General features: G+C 73.2%; 15 protein-coding genes. 9 read left to right on the top strand and 6 right to left on the bottom strand.

Annotated features, from left to right (window positions below; genetic code table 11):
- The first annotated feature begins 111 nt into the window (after nt 1-111).
- Nucleotides 112-1,224 carry a P1 family peptidase gene (locus ACSNOK_RS16765; RefSeq protein ID WP_436781489.1) on the top strand — a complete coding sequence of 371 codons (1,113 nt, stop codon included), beginning with the start codon at nt 112-114 and terminating at the stop codon, nt 1,222-1,224.
- A 136-nt stretch (nt 1,225-1,360) separates the two neighbouring features.
- Nucleotides 1,361-1,957, top strand: coding sequence for a GNAT family N-acetyltransferase (locus tag ACSNOK_RS16760; protein ID WP_436781488.1), 597 nt, complete (start codon nt 1,361-1,363; stop codon nt 1,955-1,957).
- Nucleotides 1,958-2,148: 191 nt separating this feature from the next.
- On the opposite strand, the gene ACSNOK_RS16755 is transcribed toward ACSNOK_RS16760, so the two are convergent.
- A complete protein-coding gene (locus ACSNOK_RS16755) occupies nt 2,149-3,645 on the bottom strand; it encodes an MFS transporter (RefSeq protein WP_436781487.1) in 1,497 nt (498 codons plus the stop codon).
- 91 nt (nt 3,646-3,736) lie between these two features.
- Here ACSNOK_RS16755 and ACSNOK_RS16750 point away from each other — a divergent pair, with 91 nt between their 5' ends.
- Nucleotides 3,737-4,711, top strand: a complete 975-nt coding sequence (locus ACSNOK_RS16750; RefSeq protein WP_436781486.1) for a helix-turn-helix transcriptional regulator — start codon at nt 3,737-3,739, stop codon at nt 4,709-4,711.
- A gap of 154 nt (nt 4,712-4,865) precedes the next feature.
- On the opposite strand, the gene ACSNOK_RS16745 is transcribed toward ACSNOK_RS16750, so the two are convergent.
- Nucleotides 4,866-5,864, bottom strand: coding sequence for a sigma-70 family RNA polymerase sigma factor (locus tag ACSNOK_RS16745; protein ID WP_436781485.1), 999 nt, complete (start codon nt 5,862-5,864; stop codon nt 4,866-4,868).
- 710 nt (nt 5,865-6,574) lie between these two features.
- Here ACSNOK_RS16745 and ACSNOK_RS16740 point away from each other — a divergent pair.
- The 3 genes from ACSNOK_RS16740 (at nt 6,575) to ACSNOK_RS16730 (ending at nt 8,824) form a co-directional block, all read left to right on the top strand.
- Nucleotides 6,575-7,036: a hypothetical protein gene (locus ACSNOK_RS16740; protein WP_436781484.1), complete on the top strand. Its 462-nt coding sequence runs from the start codon at nt 6,575-6,577 to the stop codon at nt 7,034-7,036.
- 37 nt (nt 7,037-7,073) lie between these two features.
- Entirely contained in the window at nt 7,074-7,514 is a 441-nt protein-coding gene (locus ACSNOK_RS16735) for a hypothetical protein (protein ID WP_436781483.1), read from the top strand.
- A 221-nt stretch (nt 7,515-7,735) separates the two neighbouring features.
- Nucleotides 7,736-8,824, top strand: coding sequence for a questin oxidase family protein (locus tag ACSNOK_RS16730; RefSeq protein ID WP_436781482.1), 1,089 nt, complete (start codon nt 7,736-7,738; stop codon nt 8,822-8,824).
- Between the two features lie 82 nt (nt 8,825-8,906).
- Here the strand turns inward: ACSNOK_RS16730 and ACSNOK_RS16725 are convergent, their stop codons facing one another.
- A complete protein-coding gene (locus ACSNOK_RS16725; protein WP_436781490.1) occupies nt 8,907-9,665 on the bottom strand; it encodes a dioxygenase family protein in 759 nt (252 codons plus the stop codon).
- A gap of 180 nt (nt 9,666-9,845) precedes the next feature.
- On the opposite strand from ACSNOK_RS16725, the gene ACSNOK_RS16720 reads away from it, so the two are divergent.
- On the top strand, nt 9,846-10,352 hold the full coding sequence (locus ACSNOK_RS16720; protein ID WP_436781481.1) for a MarR family winged helix-turn-helix transcriptional regulator: 507 nt from the start codon (nt 9,846-9,848) through the stop codon (nt 10,350-10,352).
- A 297-nt stretch (nt 10,353-10,649) separates the two neighbouring features.
- Here the strand turns inward: ACSNOK_RS16720 and ACSNOK_RS16715 are convergent, their stop codons facing one another.
- Both ACSNOK_RS16715 and ACSNOK_RS16710 read right to left on the bottom strand, forming a co-directional pair.
- Complete coding sequence (locus ACSNOK_RS16715; protein WP_436781480.1) at nt 10,650-12,170, bottom strand: MFS transporter; 1,521 nt, start codon at nt 12,168-12,170, stop codon at nt 10,650-10,652.
- Nucleotides 12,171-12,437: 267 nt separating this feature from the next.
- Complete coding sequence (locus tag ACSNOK_RS16710) at nt 12,438-13,070, bottom strand: TetR/AcrR family transcriptional regulator (RefSeq protein ID WP_436781479.1); 633 nt, start codon at nt 13,068-13,070, stop codon at nt 12,438-12,440.
- 269 nt (nt 13,071-13,339) lie between these two features.
- Between ACSNOK_RS16710 and ACSNOK_RS16705 the strand changes: the two genes are divergently transcribed.
- Together ACSNOK_RS16705 and ACSNOK_RS16700 are read left to right on the top strand one after the other, a co-directional pair.
- Nucleotides 13,340-14,602: a M6 family metalloprotease domain-containing protein gene (locus ACSNOK_RS16705; protein ID WP_436781478.1), complete on the top strand. Its 1,263-nt coding sequence runs from the start codon at nt 13,340-13,342 to the stop codon at nt 14,600-14,602.
- A 123-nt stretch (nt 14,603-14,725) separates the two neighbouring features.
- Nucleotides 14,726-16,783, top strand: a complete 2,058-nt coding sequence (locus ACSNOK_RS16700; protein WP_436781477.1) for a hypothetical protein — start codon at nt 14,726-14,728, stop codon at nt 16,781-16,783.
- 35 nt (nt 16,784-16,818) lie between these two features.
- Here ACSNOK_RS16700 and ACSNOK_RS16695 read toward each other — a convergent pair whose 3' ends face one another.
- Nucleotides 16,819-19,071, bottom strand: coding sequence for a tetratricopeptide repeat protein (locus ACSNOK_RS16695; RefSeq protein WP_436781476.1), 2,253 nt, complete (start codon nt 19,069-19,071; stop codon nt 16,819-16,821).
- Between the last annotated feature and the right edge of the window lie 150 nt (nt 19,072-19,221).

Raw genomic sequence — 19,221 nt, 5'->3', positions numbered from 1 at the left:
GCGGGAAGGGGAGCGACAGCGGGGAGGGGAGCGACAGCGGGGAGGGGATCGGTACCGGGGAGACGGCCGGAGAAGGGGCTCGACCGGTGACGACCGTGGTACGCAAGGCACATGACTGACACCGACAGCACGCGGAGTGGCGTACGACCGGGTCCGCTCGACGCGATCACCGACGTGGCGGGCCTACGGGTCGGGCACGCGGAACTGGCCAGCCCCGGGGCGCTCACCGGGACGACGGTGGTGCTCACGGAGCCGGGTGGCGCGATCGCGGCCGTCGACGTCCGGGGCGGTGGGCCGGGCACCAGGGAGACCGACGCGCTCGATCCGCGGAACCTCGTACAGCGGGTGGAGGCCGTCGTCCTCACCGGCGGCAGCGCCTTCGGGCTGGACGCCGCGTCCGGTGCGGTGAACTGGCTGGAGGAAGCCGGCCGGGGCGTCCCGGTCGGCCCCGGTCCGACGCAGGTCGTACCGGTCGTCCCCGCCGCCGCCCTCTTCGACCTCGGCCGCGGCGGCGCCTGGCGGGCCCGGCCCGACGCCGCCCTCGGCCGGGCGGCCATCGAAGCGGCGGCGTTCGCCGAGCCCGGCACACCGGTGGCCCAGGGCAACGTCGGCGCGGGCACGGGCGCCGTCGCCGGAGGCGTCAAAGGCGGCATCGGCACCGCGAGCCTCGTCCTCCCGTCGGGGATCACCGTCGCCGCGCTCGCGGCCGTCAACGCGGCGGGGGCGGCGGTCGACCCGGCGACGGGGGTCCTGTACGGGCGGCTGTACGGCGGCGGACGGGTCGACTACCCCGATCCCGCCCGCCACGAGGCGGCTCAGCGTGCCCTGGCCGCCGCCCGGGAGGAGACGGCACGGCGGACGGCGGGATCGGTCCGGCAGCCGTTGAACACGACGCTCGCCGTCGTCGCCACCGACGCCCCCCTCACCCGCGCCCAGGCCCAGAAGCTCGCCGGCACGGCCCACGACGGACTCTCGCGCGCAATCCGGCCCGCCCACCTCCTCACCGACGGCGACACCGTCTTCACCCTGGCCACGGGCACCCACCCGCTGCCCGCTCACGGCACGCCCGACGCCGCCGGCCTCCCCCTCGGCACCGTCAACGACATCCTCGCCGCCGGCGCGGACGTCCTCACCCGAGCCGTGACGAAGGCGCTCTACGCGGCCGAGAGCGTGGACGGTCCGGGAGGGGTGTTTCCGTCGTACCGGGAGCTGTACGGGGGGTGATGCGGGCTGTCGGCCGCGCCCGCGCCGCCGCGGCGGTCGTCCGGCGGGTACTTCGCCGGCCACCCCCTCACCCGCACAACGCACTAGTGCGTAACGGCCTTGCTGCTAGGGCGAAATGCGCCTACGTTCCTGAGCCATGATCACCACGCTGCCCGCGACCACCACCGTCCTGGCCGGACGGCACGTCCGCCTCGAACCTCTCGGTGAGGCCCACCTCACCGACCTGTTCCACGCCGCAGGCGGTGACGACGAGGTGTGGCGCTGGACGTCCTCCCCCACACCGCGCACCGAGGACGAACTCGGCACCATCCTCAAGAAGCGGCTCACCGACCCCGCCTGCGTCCCGTTCGCCGTCGTGCACCTCGGGAGCGGGCGGGCCGTAGGAGTCACCTGCTTCTTCGACGCGAGCGTCCGGCATGAGCAGTTGGAGATCGGCGGGACCTGGTACGGGCGGGCTCACTGGCGCACCGCCGTCAACACCGAGAGCAAGCTCCTGCTGCTCGCCCACGCCTTCGACGACTTGGGCATGGGACGCGTCTACTGGAAGATCGACCACTTGAACGAGCGGTCGCAGGCGGCCGTACGGCGGCTCGGGGCCGTGGAGGAGGGGACGTTGCGGCGGCACCGGCAGCGACCGGACGGGAGTTGGCGCGACAGCGTGTACTTCTCGATGCTGCGGGAGGAGTGGCCTTCCGCGCGGGAGCGGCTTACCAGCCGCCTTGAGCGGGGATAGCCGGGTGTGCGGGAGCGCGCTTCGCACCGGAGCGCCTCCCTTTTCCGGCCGGAGCCCCTGAGGGGGCCCGTACCGGCAGGGCACGGCAAGCGGGGCACGCGTCGGCCCCTGCCCGTACCGCCGCGATGACGGCGTTACGGGCAGGGGCCGGTCCCGTTTCCCTCTCCGGCGCACGGCGTCCGGCGCCGCGGCTACGCGGCTATCGGTTCGCCCTTCTCCCGGGGCACCGCGTCCGCCACCGGAGTCTCGGTGCGGGGGTGACGCGGGAGGGCGAAGACGAGCAGGAGGACGACGGCGAGCAGGCCGGTGACCCACCACAGGGCGTTGCTGTAGGCGTCGCCGAAGGCGGTGGCCGCCCGGCCCTTGGCGACCGCGTCCTCGTCCAGGACGCCGAAGAAGACCACCGAGACGAGCCCCAGCCCGATCGCGTTGCCCAGCTGCTGGGTGGTGTTTATCAGACCGGACGCGGAACCCGCGTGCTCGCGCGGCACTTCGGAGAGGACCGCGTCGGTGAGCGGGGCGACGATGAAGCCCATGCCCGCCCCCATGACCGTCAGCGGCAGGGCCATCTGCCAGGAGGTGATGCCGTCGCCGTAGTGGCCGGTCTCCCAGATGTAGAGCAGCACGCCCGCGGCCATGACCACCGCGCCGGCCTGGAGCACCTTGCGGCCGAAGCGCGGGACGAGCTTCTGGACGGACATGCCGGCCGTGATCGACACGGCGATGGAGAACGGGATGCCGGTCAGGCCGGACCGCAGCGCGCTCCAGCCGAGGCCGAGCTGCATGTAGAGGGTCCAGCAGAGGAAGTAGATGCCCGAGACGATGCCGAAGGCGAGCTGGACGCCGATGCCGGCGGCGAAGCTCTTCACGGAGAAGAGGGAGAGCTCGACCAGCGGGGATCCGTCCTTCCGCTTCTTGTACCGCTCGTACACGACGAACAGGGCCAGCACGACGGCGCTGCCGCCCATCAGCAGGAAGCCCCAGAGCGGCCAGCCCAGCTCCCGCCCCTGCGTGAGCGGGTAGAGGAACATGACGATGCCCAGGGTCGCGAGGGCGACGCCGGCGAGGTCGAGCCTCAGCGCGTCCTCGGCCTTCGACTCGGAGATGAAGCGACGGCCGAGCAGCAGGCCGGCGATGCCGACGGGCAGGTTCACGAGGAAGATCGGCCGCCACTCCAGGCCGAGGATGTTCCACTCGGTGAGCAGCGCGCCCAGGATCGGCCCGGAGACGGCGCCGAGTCCGACGATGGCGCCGAACATGCCGAAGACCTTGCCCCGCTCGTGCGCCGGGAAGGTGGAGTGCACGATGGCCAGCACCTGGGGCACCATCAGCGCCGCGGTGCCGCCCTGCAGGACGCGGGCGGCGACCAGCAGGTGCGGGTCGCCGGCGACGCCGCACAGCATCGAGGCCAGGGTGAAGCCCCCCATGCCGAGCAGGAAGACCCGTCGGCGGCCGTATATGTCCCCGAGCCGGCCTCCGGTGATCAGCCCGGCGGCGAAGGCGAGGGCGTAACCCTCGGTGATCCACTGAAGGACGCTGAACGAGGCGCCGAGGTCATGGCTGATGCTGGGCATCGCGATGTTGACGATCGTCACATCGACGAGGTCCATGAAGGACGCGGTCAGCACGACGGCCAGCGCGATCCAGCGGCGGCGGTCGAGGGGCGGATCGGTGCTCAGGGAGCTCACGGGGTACTGCCTTCCACTTCGTGTTCCGGGTGTCCCACGCTAGAACCCGTCTAGGTCAAGCTGTGTCCTAGATCCCTGGCACGCTGGCGTTATGACCGACACACCCGTACGGCTTCTGAATCTGCTCTCCCTCCTGCAGACCCCACGCGAATGGCCGGGCAGCGAACTCGCCGAGCGACTCGGTGTGAGCCCGCGGACGATCCGACGGGACATCGAGCGGCTGCGCGACCTCGGCTACCCCGTACAGGCAACGATGGGAGCCGTCGGTGGGTACCGGCTGGCCGCCGGGGCGGCGATGCCGCCGCTGGTGCTGGACGACGAGGAGGCGGTGGCCATCGCGGTGGGCCTGCGGGCCGGGGCCGGGCACGCCGTCGACGGCATCGAGGAGGCGTCCGTACGGGCGCTCGCCAAGCTCGAACAGGTGCTGCCGTCCCGGCTCCGCCACCGGGTGACCGCCCTCCAGGCCGCCACCGTCCCGCTCACCTGGGGTGACGGGGCGACCGTCGACCCGCGGACGCTCACCGTCATGGCCGCCGCCACGACCGGCCACGAGCGGCTCCGGTTCTCGTACCGCACCGCCGAGGGCGTGGAGACCAAGCGGCTGGTGGAGCCGAACCGGCTGGTCAGCACCGGTCGCCGCTGGTATCTGGTCGCCTACGACAACGACCGCGAGGACTGGCGCACGTTCCGGGTGGACCGGGTCAGCGATCCCTTCCCGACGGGCGCGCGCTTCGAGCCGCGCGAGCTGCCCGCGGAGAACGCGGCGGAGTTCGTCAGCGGCTCCGCGGCCCGGCGGCAGCCGGAGCTGCGGATGGTGGTGACGCTCCACGCGCCCGCGTCGGCCGTCGCGGCCCGGCTGCCGCACTGGATGGGCGCGCCCGAGCCGGTCGACGACGGGACCTGCCGGCTGGACACGGAGTGCGCCGATTCCGTCGAGTGGGTGGCCTTCCACCTGGCGATGCTCGGGTGCGAGTTCGAGGTGCACGAGCCGGAGAAGCTGATCACGTGCACAAGGCTGCTCGGGGAACGGATCACCCGGGCGGCGGGCGGCCCGGCCGAGGCATAGCCGGGAGGGGGCCGTCCCGGTTCCGGGCCCGGAACAAGGCCGGGGCAGGGCCGGCGAAACAGGGCCGGGACAGACCGGAGAACCACCGGACAAGAGGAGGACCCCGGCGCAGGGGGGGGAGGCGCCGGGGTCCGATCTATAAGCATATGCCCTTTTAGGCCGCCGCGTCGAACCCGGTGTCGTGAGCCATCTTCTTCAGCTCCAGAAGCGCGTGCTTCTCGATCTGCCGGATCCGCTCCCGGGTGAGCCCGTGCTGCTTGCCGACCTCCGTCAGCGTGCGCTCCCGCCCGTCCTCGATCCCGTAGCGCGCCTTGATGATCGACGCGGTCCGGTGGTCGAGCCGGCCGATGAGGCTCTCCAGTTCCTCGCTGCGCAGCAGCGCGATGACCGACTGCTCCGGCGACACGGCGGAGGTGTCCTCCAGCAGGTCGCCGAACTGGGTCTCGCCCTCGTCGTCCACCGACATGTTCAGGCTGACCGGGTCCCGGGCCCAGTCGAGGACGTCGCCCACGCGCTCGGGCGTGGTGCCCAGCTCCGCGGCGATCTCGGCGTGCTCGGGGTCACGGCCGTTCTCCCGGTTGAACTCGCGCTGCACCCGGCGGATGCGGCCCAGCTCCTCGACGAGGTGGACGGGGAGCCGGATGGTGCGCGACTGGTCGGCGATCGAGCGGGTGATCGCCTGGCGGATCCACCACGTCGCGTACGTGGAGAACTTGAACCCCTTGGTGTAGTCGAACTTCTCCACCGCGCGGACCAGGCCGGCGTTGCCCTCCTGGATCAGGTCGAGCAGCGGCAGCCCGCTGCGCGGGTACCGGCGGGCGACGGCGACGACGAGCCGCAGGTTCGACTTGATGAAGACGTCCTTGGCGCGGGCGCCCTCGGCGGCTATCGCTTCCAGCTCCTCCCGCGAGGCGCCCCCGGCCTCGCCGGACTCCAGGCCGTCCAGGATCTGCCGGGCGTACACGCCCGCCTCGATGGCCTGCGACAGCTCGACCTCCTTGGCGGCGTCGAGCAGGGGTGTCCGCGCGATCTCGTCCAGGTACATGCCGACCAGGTCGCGATCGGCGATCTCCCCGCTCGAGGCGCGAACGCTGCTTGCCTCGTCGACGCCCTTGGCTTCGGGCTGACGACGGGCGACGGCACGGGTTGCCATGCGTACTCCCTTGCGATGAGACGGTCGCGGGATCTTGCGTGAGACGGTCGCGACTCGCTGTGCGAACCCGTCCGAAGGAAAGAACGACTGCAATCCGGACAGAATTCCCAGGAGACGCCTTCTTTTTTACGATCATGCAGTACCCTGTCCCGCCACACGCGGGGTACGCATGCCGGACGGACCGACGGACGTCCTGGTCAGAGCCGGTACGGCGGGGGTGCCGAGGAGGTCCCGAGCCCCTCGCCGCACACCGTGACCATCGCGCCCATTGAGACGGCCGTCACCATCGACGCCTTCCCCGCGGCCTCGGAAGAAATCGGCGGAACGCCGCGGCCGGGCCGCGCCCGCCGCGCTCTCCCCGTCCCGAAGGACGGCCTTCGGGGCCGCACGGTTGCGTGGCCCCCTTCCCCGGCGCCGGTACGACCGGGGCCGGAGTGGTGACCGCGGGGCGGCGGAGCGAGCCGGTCCGCTGATCCACTTGCCGCCGGGCGAACGCGGGTGTGCGCTGGTTTCCAGGGGGCCGGTTCCCCCGGACGGACCGCGGCGCTCCGACCGGCCGCGGCGGCGTTCGCACCGTAGCGGCGGCGTTCGCGCCACAGCCGCCGCGTTCGTACAGCGGCGGTGTTCACACCATGGCGGCACCTCCGCCGGGCGGTCGCCACCGCGCCCGCGGCCCCGCCGGTCCGGGGACGGACGAGAGGAGCCCTGCCATGCCGACGCACGCGATCCTTCCCCACCACACCCCGGACGGCCCCGGGCCCGTCCCCAAGGGCGCCCGGCTCCCCGCGCGCGGGACACGGACGGGCCCGGTCCCCGACCGGAGCCGTCCCGCCTGGGCCGTACCCGCCTGCCTGGGGTTCGTCCTCTTCCTGTACACCGTCTTCCTCGCGCACGAGAACGGCTTCTCGGAAGCGGGCGGCTGGCTGCTGGGCCTGGTCACGGCGGCGGTCGCGACCGGCATCGGCTACCTGCTGGTCCGGGAGCGCAACGCGATGATCCCCGAGGTGCGCGCGGCGGCGTACGGCGCTCTCGCCGGCAGCACTCTCGGCTTCCTGCACAGCGTGGCCGGGGGCACCTGGCTCCGCTCCCTGGGCATCGGGCTCGGCTTCGCCGTACTGGTCGGGCTGGCGTCCTACAACCTGTTCCACTGGAACGAGCGGCATCGACACTGAGCGTCCGCTTCGCGACTCGGGGTATGCGTTCGACGTCGTGACGGCCACAGCCGCGCCGGAGTGCGTCCGCCGGAATGGGGCGGTGGCCTTCGACGCGGACGCCGAGATCGTGTACGCCGATGTCGAAGAACGATCGATGCGTTACGCCTACCCGGAAGGCGACGGCTTCGTCTTCATGGATGCGGACACCGGCGAGCAGCTCACGGTCGACTCCGCCGTCGTCGGCGACGCCGCCAAGTACCTGTCCGACAATTCGCGGGTTGGCGTAACGCTGTACAAGGGCCGCCCGCTGGCCATCAGTATCGGCTCTGTGGTCCAGCTGGTCATCGCCGAGACCGGGCCGCCCACTCAGGGCGACGGCACCAAGCCCGCCACCCTGGAGACCGGAGCCGAGATCAAGGTCCCGCTGTTCGTCGCCACGGGCGACAAGGTCAAGGTCGATACGCGCGACGACCGCTACCTCGAGCGGGTCACGTGACAGCAGCCGCTGCCGGCTGCCTGCCGAAGGCAGCTACCTGCCCTGACGGCGTCCCACCGAGCGGGACGCCGGCTCGCGCCGGTCGCGGCCCCCGTCGTGACGCCACGGGTCGACGACCGCGCCCGCACGGCCCGTTCGCCCGCTCCGCGGAGCGACCGAAGTCCGGAGGTGTACGTCGGAAGACCGTTACCGGAGTGACGGGAGAGTCCTAGCGTGACGTCATGACCGACACCACCGGAACACTCGACGAGGCCCTCGAACGCCTCCACGCGAACGGACCGGAACGGGAGGGGTGGCTCACCAACCACGCTCCGATGACCGTCGAGGCGCTGGTCCGCAACGGGCACGCGCCGCGCGTCCACCGCTGGCTCGACGGGTACCGGCACAAGCTGGAGGACCTGCCGCGCCCCACGGGTGTCCGGATCGCCGAAGGCGAAGGGGCGGGCACGGGCGCCGCCTCCGACGCGTCCTGGCGCACGGCGCTCGGCGACCCCGCCCGGCTCGGGGACTGGATCGACCACTTCACCCGCGTCCTGGCCGAACGGCCGTGGCGCGACGTGGTCGTCGAGTGGTGGCCACGGCTGCTGCCCGGCATCACCGGCGGCGCGACGCACCCCGTCATCCGCACCGGTCACGCCGTCCGGTCACTCCTCGACGGGGACGAGACGGCGCCGCGGCTCGCCGAACTGGGGCACGCCTTGGGCTACTGGGCCGCCCGCCACCAGCCGCTCGCCGTGCCGGTGGCGGCGTCGGGGACGGCCGGGATCGGCGCCGCCCTGGCGGCCGTGCCGGGCATCGCCGACCCGCCGGCGGGCATCCGCGCCCGCTTCGCGCGGCTGCCGGAGACCCCCGGCTGGCCCGCCGCCGCGAACGCGCTGCGCCCTCCCGCCGGCCCCGACGAGGTGCCCGGGATGCTGGCCGAGCTCGTTGGGGAGACGGTCCTGCGCTACGGCGAGCGGGCCCACGGCGAACCGGTCATGCTCGTCCACGCGGCGACCGCGCCCAACGCCGTCCTCCGCGTCCTGCCCGTACTCCCCCGCGAGCTCTGGCCCGCCGCTTTCCACGCGGCCTGGGAGGCCGCCGCGTCGGTGACGGCCGCCTACCCCGCGCCGGGGACGCCGGAGCCGGTCACGGGGGCGCCCGCCACGGCCGACGAGGCCTTCGCCCGGGCGGCGGAACACGGCGACGAGCACGCGATCAAGTTCACGGACACCGCGCTGGACGTCGTCGCGACCGGCCCGGGCGCGGCGGCGGGGGCGCTGGCCGCCACCGCCCGCGCCTTCGAGCTGATCGCACCGGGGAACGCGTGAGCGGGGCGCCCGCCGCCCGGCGCCCCGCTCCTCCGGCGGCGGGTGCCCGGCCCCTCCGGCGGCGGGGCGGGCCGCCGGCCCCTCAGCCGAACTGCACCGACCGCTTGGCCAGCCCCAGCCAGAACCCGTCGATCACACTGCGCTGGCTGCCGAGTTGTTCCTCGGCCGCTCCCAGCGCGACGAAGAGCGGGGCGAAGTGTTCCGTGCGCGGGTGGGCGAGGTGCGCCGCCGGCGACTTGTGGGCGAAGTCGAGCAGGGCGTCGACGTCCTGGGCCTCCAGCGCCTCCCGCCCCCAGTCGTCGAACTCGGCGGACCAGGCGGGCGTACCGCCCTGGTGGCGCAGGGCGGCCAGGTTGTGGGTGAAGAAGCCGCTCCCGACGATCAGCACACCCTCGTCCCGCAGCGGGGCGAGCCGCCGTCCGATCTCCATGAGGCGCACGGGGTCGAGCGACGGCATGGACATCTGGAGCACCGGGACGTCGGCGTCCGGGTACATCTCGACCAGCGGTACGTACGCGCCGTGGTCCAGGCCCCGGTCCGGCATGTCGTGGACGGGCAGACCGGCGCCGCGCAGCGTGGAACGGACCCGTTCCGCCAGGGCGGGGGCGCCCGGGGCGGCGTACCGGACGCGGTAGTAGTGCTCCGGGAAGCCCCAGAAGTCGTAGACCAGCGGCACGGTCCGGGTCGCGCCCAGGGCCAGGGGGGCCTCCTCCCAGTGCGCCGAGACCATGAGGACGGCGCGCGGCCTGGGCAGCTCCGCCGACCAGGCGGCGAGCTGGCCCGGCCACAGCGCGTCGTCGGCGAGGGGCGGGGCGCCATGGGAGAGGTAGAGGGCGGGCATCCGTCCCGAGACCGGGGCGGGGGCCGGGGTGTCCTGCACGGTCACTCCTGAGTTGTGCTTGAAGTTTCAAGCTTTACAGCTCAACTTTAGCCCTGTCTTATTTAGACTTCAAGAACTGCGCCGCCGCTCGCCCAGCGGGCCCGGCGAACCGGCCGACCGACGAGTGGAACAGTGGATGCCATGAGGAACGAACCCGCAACGGACCCGACGGAGCCCCGCTGGCTCTCCGCCGAGGAGCAGGCGACCTGGCAGGCGTACCTCCACGCCACCACGCTCCTGGAGGACCACCTCGACCGTCAGCTCCAGCGTGACGCGGGGATGCCGCACATCTATTACGCGCTGCTCGTGCAGCTTTCGGAGGCGCCCCGCCGCCGGATGCGGATGACCGAACTGGCCCAGCAGGTCAAGATCACCCGGTCCCGGCTGTCACACGCCGTGGCGCGCCTGGAGAAGAACGGCTGGATGCGGCGCGAGGACTGCCCCTCCGACCGGCGCGGGCAGATCGCGGTCCTCACGGACGAGGGGTTCGAGGTGTTGCGGAAGACGGCGCCCGGCCACGTCGCCGCGGTACGGGCGGCGATCTTCGACCGCCTTACGCCCGAGCAGGTCGCCGAGTTCGGCGAGATCTGCGCGACCATCGCGAGCGGCCTCCAGCCGGCGGGCGCGGACCTGCCCTGGCTGCGCTGAGACGCGGCGGGTGAGCCGTCGGTGCTGCGGGGGGCGCTGGTCTCGCGAGCGGTCGGCGCTCCGGCGGCCGGGCTTCGCGAGCGGTCGTACGGGCCGGGCCCCGGCACGGCGAAGCCCCCGCGCGGAGGGTTCCGCGCGGGGGCTTCGACCTGCTCTCACCGCCCTTGGGCGGGCGGTGAGCGGTGCTCCCGATGGGCCGCCGCGGCCGTCGTCATCGTCGCCGTCACCGTCATCCTCACCGGACGGGAACGGGGAGCCGCAACGGGTGCCGGCACCGGGAGCCGAAACGGGATCGGCTCAGTGAGCCATCACCGGAACGGCGTCCTCGACAGCGCCCTCCCCGTCGCCCCCGCCGGCCTTGGCCGCGGCGGCGTTCGGGCGGCCGGCGTTGACGAAGACCACGGCCACCAGTGCGGCCAGCGTCAGGATGCCCGTCGCCCAGGCGATGCCGACCTGGAAGCTGTGCACCGTCGCCTTGATGCCCAGCACCTGGATGGCCTCCACGGACGTGGCACCCGCCCGGTGGGACGAGACGTAGTCGTCCTTGGCGCTGGTGGCGAGGGTGTTCAGCAGGGCGGTGCCGATCGCGCCGCCGACCTGCTGCGAGGTGTTGACCATCGCGGAGGCGACACCGGCGTCACGGGCCTGGACGCCGTGCGTGGCGAGGCTCATGGCCGGCATGAACGCCGTACCCATGCCGATGCCCATCAGCAGCAGGCCCGGCAGGATGCCCGTCACGTACGAGGTGTCGGTGTCGATTTGGGTGAGCAGCGCCATGCCGAGGGCGGCGACCAGGAAGCCGGGGCCCATCAGCCAGCGGGCCGGGATCCGGGTCATCAGACGGGCACCGATCTGCGTCGAGCCGGTGATCATCGTGGCGATCATCGGGAGGAAGGCCAGACCGTTGGTGATCGGGCTGTACTCCTTGATGCCCTGGAGGTAGAAGACCAGGAAGAGGAACAGACCGAACATGCCGATGGAGGCGAGGCCGAGCGCTCCGTACACACCGCCGCGGTTGCGGTCGGTGACGACGCGCAGCGGCAGCAGCGGCGACTTGACCTTGCTCTCGACGACGGCGAAGGCCGCCAGCAGCACCACGGCGGCGACGAACAGGGCCAGCGTCAGACCGGCGGTCCAGCCGTCGCTCTCGGCGCGGGTGAAACCGTAGACCAGCGAGACCAGGCCGAGAGTGGCCAGGATGACGCCGGGGATGTCGAGCTTCGACGGGTTGCGGCTGCCCTCGGGCTCGTGGATGACGGCGACGGCACCGGCGGCGGCCACGGCGGCGAAGGGGATGTTCACGAAGAACGTCCAGCGCCAGTTGAGGTACTCGGTGAACACGCCGCCCAGCAGCAGACCGACGGCACCGCCACCACCGGCGATGGCACCGAAGATGCCGAACGCCTTGGCGCGCTCCTTCGCCTCGGTGAAGCTGACGGCGAGCAGCGACAGCGCCGACGGCGCGAGCAGCGCGCCGAAGACGCCCTGCAGGGCGCGGGCGGCCAGCAGCATCCCGGTGTTGACGGCGACACCACCCAGCGCGGAGGCGAGGGCGAAACCGATGAGGCCGGTGATGAAGGTCTGCTTGCGGCCCCACAGGTCGGCTATTCGGCCGCCGAAGAGCAGCAGTCCGCCGAACGCGAGGGCGTAGGCGGTGATGACCCACTGCCGGTTGCCGTCCGAGATGCCGAGGTCGGCCTGGGCGGACGGCAGCGCGATGTTCACGATGGTCGCGTCGAGGACGACCATCAACTGGGCCAGGGCGATGAAGATCAGCGCTTTCCAGCGCCGGGGATCCGGGGTGGTGGTGTCGGGCATGGAAGGGCCTGCCTAGCGGTGGGAGAGGTGAGCGAGAACCGAAGGAATGACGGCGCGTCGTCGACGGATGTGACGTGACGTGCACGACACGGCCGACGAAACGGGTGACACGCGCTGAGTAAGTGAGTGAGTGAACAAGTAAGCGCTGTGCGAGTCGGACGGCTTGACCGGGCGGTCAGGACGAGCGGGCGGACGGACGGGTGAGCGGGCGGTGCCTAGGACGTACAGGTCGGACTATGGCAGGTGGGTCTGACAACGGGGCCGGACCTACCGCCGGTTGTGGCGTAGTTCGTCGAGCGTGGCCGCGGAACCGGGCAGTTCGGAACGGGCCGGGGTCATCAGGCCGTCCAGGAACAGCTGGAGGTGCCGGTGGACGAACCGGTCGAAGTCCAGGCAGCCCTTGCCCGGCAGCGGTCTGGTCAGCTGGGTGAGGGCCACCATGAGGTCGCCCACGTCGATGTCGGAACGCAACTGCCCCGCCTCGCGGGCGGCGGCCATGAGCTCCCGGATGTTCCGGTCGAGCCGGTCGCGCGCCTCGACGAGATCCGGATGATCGTGATCCACATCAGAGTCGAGCAACGGGCACAGCGCGCCCACCCGTTCGTCTGCCGCGGCGTGAACGAATCGCCTCAGCGCACGGAAAGCATCGGGCTCCTCGGCTCGTGCTGTCTCGGCGCGGTCCGCGATGCGGTCCATCACCGAGAGGGTGACATGGTGGATCAACTCGCGGCGGTCCGCGAAGTGACGGTACAGCGTCGCATTGCCGACGCCGACGCGTCGAGCGATTTTGTCGAAGGAGAACTCGGCCCCGTGCTCGACCAGTACCTCGCGGGCGGCGGCGATGATGCGCTCCCGATTGCGCTGGGCGTCGGCACGCAGCCGCGGCTGGGTCACGGTCACGAGGGCCTCCCTTCTCTCTTCTCCGGACGACGCGCTTTCGACGCGACGCACGATCACGCTCCCCGACCAAACGGGGAAGGACTCCCCGTTTGCGCGGGGACGAGAGCTAAAACGGGGAGAAGCTCCCCGGATATTTCCCCTCCGCGCGATTCTTCGACGTGGCGTGCGTCACGTTTGCGGCGGCCGGCATCCCCCACTTGCCGTAACCCCGAAGGCGCACGGACGTACGACGGCCCAAGGTGTTAGTCACCCGGCAGGAGGTGACCGGCATGAAGACCCTGGCCATCCCCCTGGTGGCGGCCACGCTGTTCGCCCTCACCGCACCGGTGACGGGCCGGGCGGGCGCCCACCAGCCGGCGGCCGTGGCCCTCCCGCCCGCCGGGCCGGACCCCACCGGCCGTCCCCCGTCCGGCCCCTGCGCCCTGCGCTCGGGCACCCGCTCGGTCTCGGAGAGCGCCCGCACCCCGCGCGGCTACGCCCGCTCGCGGGGGACGGTACGGGCGATCACGCTCTTCATCGACTTCCCCGACGCCCCGGGCAAGGGCAGCCCGCGCAAGCGGTACGCCGAGTTCTTCCCGGCCGTCCCCGACTTCTACCGGGCCAGCTCCTACGGGCGCCTCGACTACCGCTCCACGCCGCTGCTGCGCTGGATCCGCATGTCACGCCCGTACGCCGCGTACGGCATACGGCGCGGCACGCCGTTCGACACCCGCAGCGACACCGGTTACCACGCGCTCGCCAAGGAGATCGTCGCCGCGATCGACGGCACCGTGGACCTGCGCCGCTACGACCTCGTCAACGTCCTGGCCAGCCCGGACGCCGGCCCGCCGGCGACGGAGGACGTCCGCTCCGTGACCTTCGCCGGGGCACCGACCGGCCTGCGCACCCGCCACGGCGCGGCCCTGAAGAACATCTCCTTCATATGGAGCCGCCAGACGGGCGACAGCCCGTACCGCGTCCTCGTCCACGAGAACGCCCACAGCTTCGGCCTCCCCGACCTCTACGCCACCGGCCACGGCAACCGCGTCGTCTCCCCGGTCGGGCACTGGGACCCGATGGACGAGGACTGGGGGCCGGCCAACGACTTCCTCGCCTGGCACAAGTGGAAGCTGGGCTGGCTCGCGCCTCGGCAGGTGCGGTGCGTCACCGCCGCGGGCAGCCACACCTACACCCTCACCCCCACCTCCACCCCCGGCGGCACCAAACTCATCGTCGTCCCCGTCTCCCGCCGCCGCGCCCTCACCCTGGAGGCCCGCACCCGCGGCCCCCTCGACCACGCCGTCTGCCGCCCCGGCATCCTCGCCACCACCGTCACCACCGACCGCCCCTCGGGCACCGGCCCCGTCCGCGCCATCGACGCCACCCCCCACGGCCGCGGCTGCTACACCACCGACCCCAACGTCACGGCCAGCCTGAGCGACGCCCCCTACCCGACCGGCGGCCACGGCACGATCGACGGCGTCACCATCGACGTCCTCGGCCAGGACGGACGGGGCAACTGGCGGGTCAAGGTGACGCGTTCACGACGGTAAGGGCTGGGGAGGCGGCGCGGGCGGGCGGGGATCGTTCACCGGTGGCCGGCGTGACGGCAGTAACGTGGCGGGCGGAGGCGGTGGGGAGCGCCGTCTGTGCCGGGTGTGAGGAGGGTGCCGGGGGTGCCGGACGACAGGCTGGTATGCGGGCGGGTGCGGGTTCCGGTGGGGGCGGACGCCGCGCGATGGGTGACCCGCGGCCGGGTGAAGCGGGTGCTGTTCGTCGTCCACAACGTCACGTCCGCCACGCGTCTGCTCGACGTGAAGCCGCTGTTCGACGGGGATGTGCGGGTGCAGATGGCGGTGACGTGCACCGGGTCGTCTCCCTTTCTCGCGGGGGTGCCGGAGCTGCTGGCCAGGACGGGGCTGCCGGTGCTGCCGTGGGAGCAGGCGAAGGAGGAGGCGGGGGCCTTCGATGTGGTGATCTCGGCGAGCTACGGGGGCGAACTGGAGGCTTTCGAGGGGAAGTTGGTCGTCCTCTCGCATGGGGTTGGATACAATAAGAGGCTGGCCGCGCCGGGAGCCGGGAGCCGGGAGCCGGGAGCCGGGAGCCGGGAGCCGGGAGCCGGGAGCCGGGAGCCGGGAGCCGGGAGCTCTCGTGCGCCCAGGGCGTCCGTGGCGCGTGGGGCGAGTGCGGCGGCATGGCGGCGCGACGGCGTTCTCGCGGAAGTGAACGGGCACGCGGCCGGTGTGGACACCCTCGCCGAGCTGGCGGCCGCCGGCGATGCCGACCCGCGCGCGGCGGCGCCGGTCTTCGGCCTCGCGCCGGAGTGGCTGCTCCACGAAGGACGGCCCCTGGCGACGGCGACCGTCCTCTCCCACCCCGAGCAGTTGCGACGCCTCCGCGCCGCCTGCCCGGAGGCGGCCCCCACGGCCGTACTCGCGGGTGACCCCTGTTTCGACCGGATCCTCGAAGCGCTCCCCCAGCGCGACCGCTTCCGCCGCGCGTTCGGCGTCACCCCCGGTCAGCGGCTCGTCGTCCTCAACTCCACCTGGGCGCCCCGCTCGCTCTTCGGCGACGGCGGGGCCGACCGCCGAGCGGACGACGCGGATCCGGACGCCGGCGCGGGCGACCGGCTGTCCCGGCTGCTGTCCCGGCTGACCTCCGAGCTGCCCGCGGACGAGTACCGGACGGTCGCCCTCCTGCACCCCAACATCTGGTACGGGCACGGACCCGGCCAGGTCGACGCCTGGCTGAAGCGGGCCCGGGAGGCGGGGCTGACACCGGTGGACCCGCTGGAGGACTGGCGGCAGGCGCTGATCGCCGCCGACTGCGTGATCGGCGACCACGGCAGCGTCACCTACTACGCCGCGGCCATCGGCCGGCCCGTACTCCTCGGCTCCTTCCCGGAAGCCGACCTCGACCCCGGATCCCCGGTGGCCGCGCTCGGCCGGACCGCGCCGCACCTGCGGGAGTCGGACGACCTACGGCACCGGATAGCCTCGGTGATCGAATCCCACGACCCGCGTGCCTACGTGGAGTTGCGGAATCTGACGAGCTCGGCGCCCGGCCGCTCCGCGGCGCTGCTGCGGAACGTCCTCTACCGGATCATGGACCTCCCCGAGCCGTCCGCACGCCCCGCGCTCCTCGACCGGCTGCGCCTCCCCGCGTTCCGGCCCGCCGTACGGACCGCTCCCGTCCGCGTACTCACCCGGGTGCTGCGCACCGACCCGCCCGAGGTCGCCGTCGTCCGCCACACCGATCCCCTGGACGAGCCCGAGGACCCCGGCGCGGACGCCGTCCACACGGCGGTCCACGAGGACACGTCCGACGCGTCCCTCCTGGACACCGCCGACGTCATCCTCCGCACCGGCGCCCCGGACGACCCGCGGCTGGGCCCGCCCTCCGCTTGGGCCGCCGAGATCGCCGAACGGCACCCGCACTGCGGGCTGGCCGCGTACCTCACCGGCCCCGACCAGGGCACCGTCCGCACCCGGACCGGCGACCTGCTGCGCCTGACCGCCGCCCCGGCCGCCGACGGCCGACCGGACCTCTGCGACCCGGCCGCCTACGCGTCGGCCTTGTACGCCTGGCTGAACGACGGCCACGGCGTTCCGGCCGAGCTGACGGTCGTCACGGGCGCGATACGGCACCGCGTCTCCGTCGTCGGCGCCGCGGCTGTCGAACGCGTTCGAGGAGACGTGCCGTCGCGCGGCTGCCCCGAGGGACGGCCGGAGTAGCGGGACCACGGCGTTACGCGATCACGTGCGAGGGGTCACGGTTGATCACACCTCGCTCCGTCTCCTTCCCCCGTCTCCTCGCCCTCCAGACTCGCCCGTACCCGTGCCAGCCCCTCCGCGTCGCCGCCCCGCTCGTACAGGCGCTCCGCCCGGCGCAGGAACTCGGTCCGCCGCTCGGCGTCCTCGGCGCAGCGGGCGCGCAGTTCGGCGGCGTCCGCCTGCTGGAGTTCGGCGCCTTCGCGGTCCATGACGGCGAGGGCCCGGTCGAGGCAGAGGCGGGCGGCGGCCGGGTCGGCGGCGGCGAGGTGGGTCTCGCCGAGGCTCATGTAGACGCGGCCCTCGTTGTAGGGGTCGGGAACGGGCAGGGCGCGGAACATGGCCAGGGCGGTGTGCAGCGTGCGGACGGCCTCCTCGTGCCGGCCGGCGCCGCGCAGGGCGCGCCCGATGTGGTCCTCCAGCAGGGCCAGCCCACGGGGAACGTCCGTCGCGCCGTCCTCTTCCGGTCCGATGCGCCGCAGCAGCCCCTGGGCCGTCGTGAAGCAGTCCTGAGCCTCCTGCCACCGCCATTGCCGCAGGCGCAGCAGTCCCAGGGATTCGACGGCGGTGGCCTGGCCGCGGAGGTGGCCGGCGGCGCGGTCGGCGTCGGCGGCCTCGTTCAGCGCGGCCTCGGCTTCGTCCCACCGGCCCCGGCCCAGGTGGGCGAAGGCGAGCTGGGCGAGCATGCGTCCCACGGCGCGCGCGTCGCCGAACTCCTCGGCGCGGCGGCGGGCGGCGGCCACGCCGCGTCGGTGGGTGTCGACCCACTGGTCGTGGAAGCCGAGCCGCAGGTGCAACCCCCAGGTGGCCTCGCACAACTGCCAGACGAGGTCGTCGAAGCCGAAGGCCTCGGCGGCCCGGACGGCCGCGGCGAGGTTCTCGCGCTCGCGGCGCAGTTCGGCGAGGGCGGCCCGGCCGTCGTCGGGGTCGCGGTCGGCGGGCAGGGTCAGTCCGTTGTAGGCGGGGCCCAGCCGCCAGCGGCCGGGCAGCACCCGGAAGTCGGCCGCGGCGGCGTACCGCAGGTACCAGACGACCGTGCGCCGGACGGAGGCGGCGATCTCGGCGGGGCCGTCCTCGGCGCGGGCCCGCCGCTCGGCGTCGGCGCGGACGAGGTCGTGGAAGCGGTACCGCTCCTCTCCGACCTCCTGGAGGAGGTGGACGCCGGCCAGTTCCTCCAGCAGCACCCGGGCCGCGCCCTCGGTGGTGTTGGCGGTCCGCGCGGCGGCGGCCACTCCGATCTCCGGCCAGGGGTGGACGCCCAACAGGCGGTAGAGGCGGGCGGCTTCGGGGCCGAGCTCGCGGTAGGTCACGTCGTGGGCGCGGCGGACGGCGTCCGTCCCGTTGCGATCGTCCATGTCCTCAGGGTTCCCCGGAGAACCGGCGAGCCGCCGTTCCACGGTCTCCCAGCTCAGGTGTGCGCGGGTGGCGACCAGCGCCCCCGTCTCGCAGAGCGCCAGGGGCACTCTGCCGCAGCGCCGCGCGACCGCGGCCATCCGCGCCGTGTCGCGCGCCCCGACGCGCCCGCCCCCGGCGGCCACCCGTTCCAGCAGCAGGACGGCGTCGGCCTCCGGCAGGGGGTCCAGGGTGAGGAAGCGGGCCCCCGGGTCACCGGCCAGGCCGCCGAGCCGGTAGCGGCTCGTGATGATCACCAGTGAGCCGGGGGCGGCCGGGATCAACGGCCTGACCTGGGCTTCGCTGGACGCGTCGTCGAGCAGGACCAGCATCCGCCGGTCGGCGGTGAGGTCCCGGTAGAGGTTCTCCTGCCGCCGGGGGTCGGCCGGAATCCGGTCGGCCGCCACCCCGAGATCCCCCAGCAGCACCTCCAGCGCCTCACCGGGCCGGACGGCGTCCCGCGCCGCGGGCCCGCCCAGCCGGACGTACAACTGCCCGTCGGGAAAACGGTCCTTGAGCCGGTGGCCGCAGTGGACGGCGGTGGCGGTCTTTCCGATGCCGCCCTGCCCGTTGAGTACGGCGACGGAGGCGGCCGGACGATCCCCGGCGGCGCCGTCCGACAATTCCCGGAGGGCGTCGACCACCGCCTCGCGGTCGGTGAACACCCCGCTGGCGGCCGGCAGTACCCACGGCACATGGCGGGGCACCGCCCGGAGGCGCGGCGCTCCGGTCTCCCGCACCCAGTCGCGCAGTTCCCGGGCGAAGTCGGGGTGGGCTTGGGCCCGAGCGCTCAGCGCTTCGGCGACGCGCCGGACGTCGTCAAGACTGACGGGCGGCCCGTCCCCGTCGGCTCCGCCCATTCCACCCGTTCCGCCCGTTCCACCCGTTCCGCCAGGGCAACCGCTTCCATCACCACTACCGCTTCCATCACCGCTCCCGTCCTCCCCGCCCCGCCGCTCCCGCCTCCGCAACCGCGCGAGCCCCTCGGCGGCGCGTCTCCCCATCTCCCC

The organism is Streptomyces sp. URMC 126, from assembly GCF_051386555.1.
In the GTDB taxonomy this organism is placed as follows: Bacteria; Actinomycetota; Actinomycetes; order Streptomycetales; family Streptomycetaceae; genus Streptomyces.
Note: the sequence above shows the minus strand (reverse complement) of the source record. Positions and strands in the feature narration are given on the sequence as shown.

Excerpts from the sequence above, each read along its gene's own strand:
- ACSNOK_RS16765 (WP_436781489.1), top strand. The coding sequence starts at position 112 with ATGACTGACACCGACAGCACGCGGAGTGGCGTACGACCGGGTCCGCTC.
- ACSNOK_RS16760 (WP_436781488.1), top strand. The coding sequence starts at position 1,361 with ATGATCACCACGCTGCCCGCGACCACCACCGTCCTGGCCGGACGGCAC.
- ACSNOK_RS16750 (WP_436781486.1), top strand. The coding sequence starts at position 3,737 with ATGACCGACACACCCGTACGGCTTCTGAATCTGCTCTCCCTCCTGCAG.
- ACSNOK_RS16745 (WP_436781485.1), bottom strand. The coding sequence starts at position 5,864 with ATGGCAACCCGTGCCGTCGCCCGTCGTCAGCCCGAAGCCAAGGGCGTC.
- ACSNOK_RS16740 (WP_436781484.1), top strand. The coding sequence starts at position 6,575 with ATGCCGACGCACGCGATCCTTCCCCACCACACCCCGGACGGCCCCGGG.
- ACSNOK_RS16730 (WP_436781482.1), top strand. The coding sequence starts at position 7,736 with ATGACCGACACCACCGGAACACTCGACGAGGCCCTCGAACGCCTCCAC.
- ACSNOK_RS16725 (WP_436781490.1), bottom strand. The coding sequence starts at position 9,665 with ATGCCCGCCCTCTACCTCTCCCATGGCGCCCCGCCCCTCGCCGACGAC.
- ACSNOK_RS16720 (WP_436781481.1), top strand. The coding sequence starts at position 9,846 with ATGAGGAACGAACCCGCAACGGACCCGACGGAGCCCCGCTGGCTCTCC.
- ACSNOK_RS16715 (WP_436781480.1), bottom strand. The coding sequence starts at position 12,170 with ATGCCCGACACCACCACCCCGGATCCCCGGCGCTGGAAAGCGCTGATC.
- ACSNOK_RS16705 (WP_436781478.1), top strand. The coding sequence starts at position 13,340 with ATGAAGACCCTGGCCATCCCCCTGGTGGCGGCCACGCTGTTCGCCCTC.
- ACSNOK_RS16695 (WP_436781476.1), bottom strand. The coding sequence starts at position 19,071 with ATGGGCGGAGCCGACGGGGACGGGCCGCCCGTCAGTCTTGACGACGTC.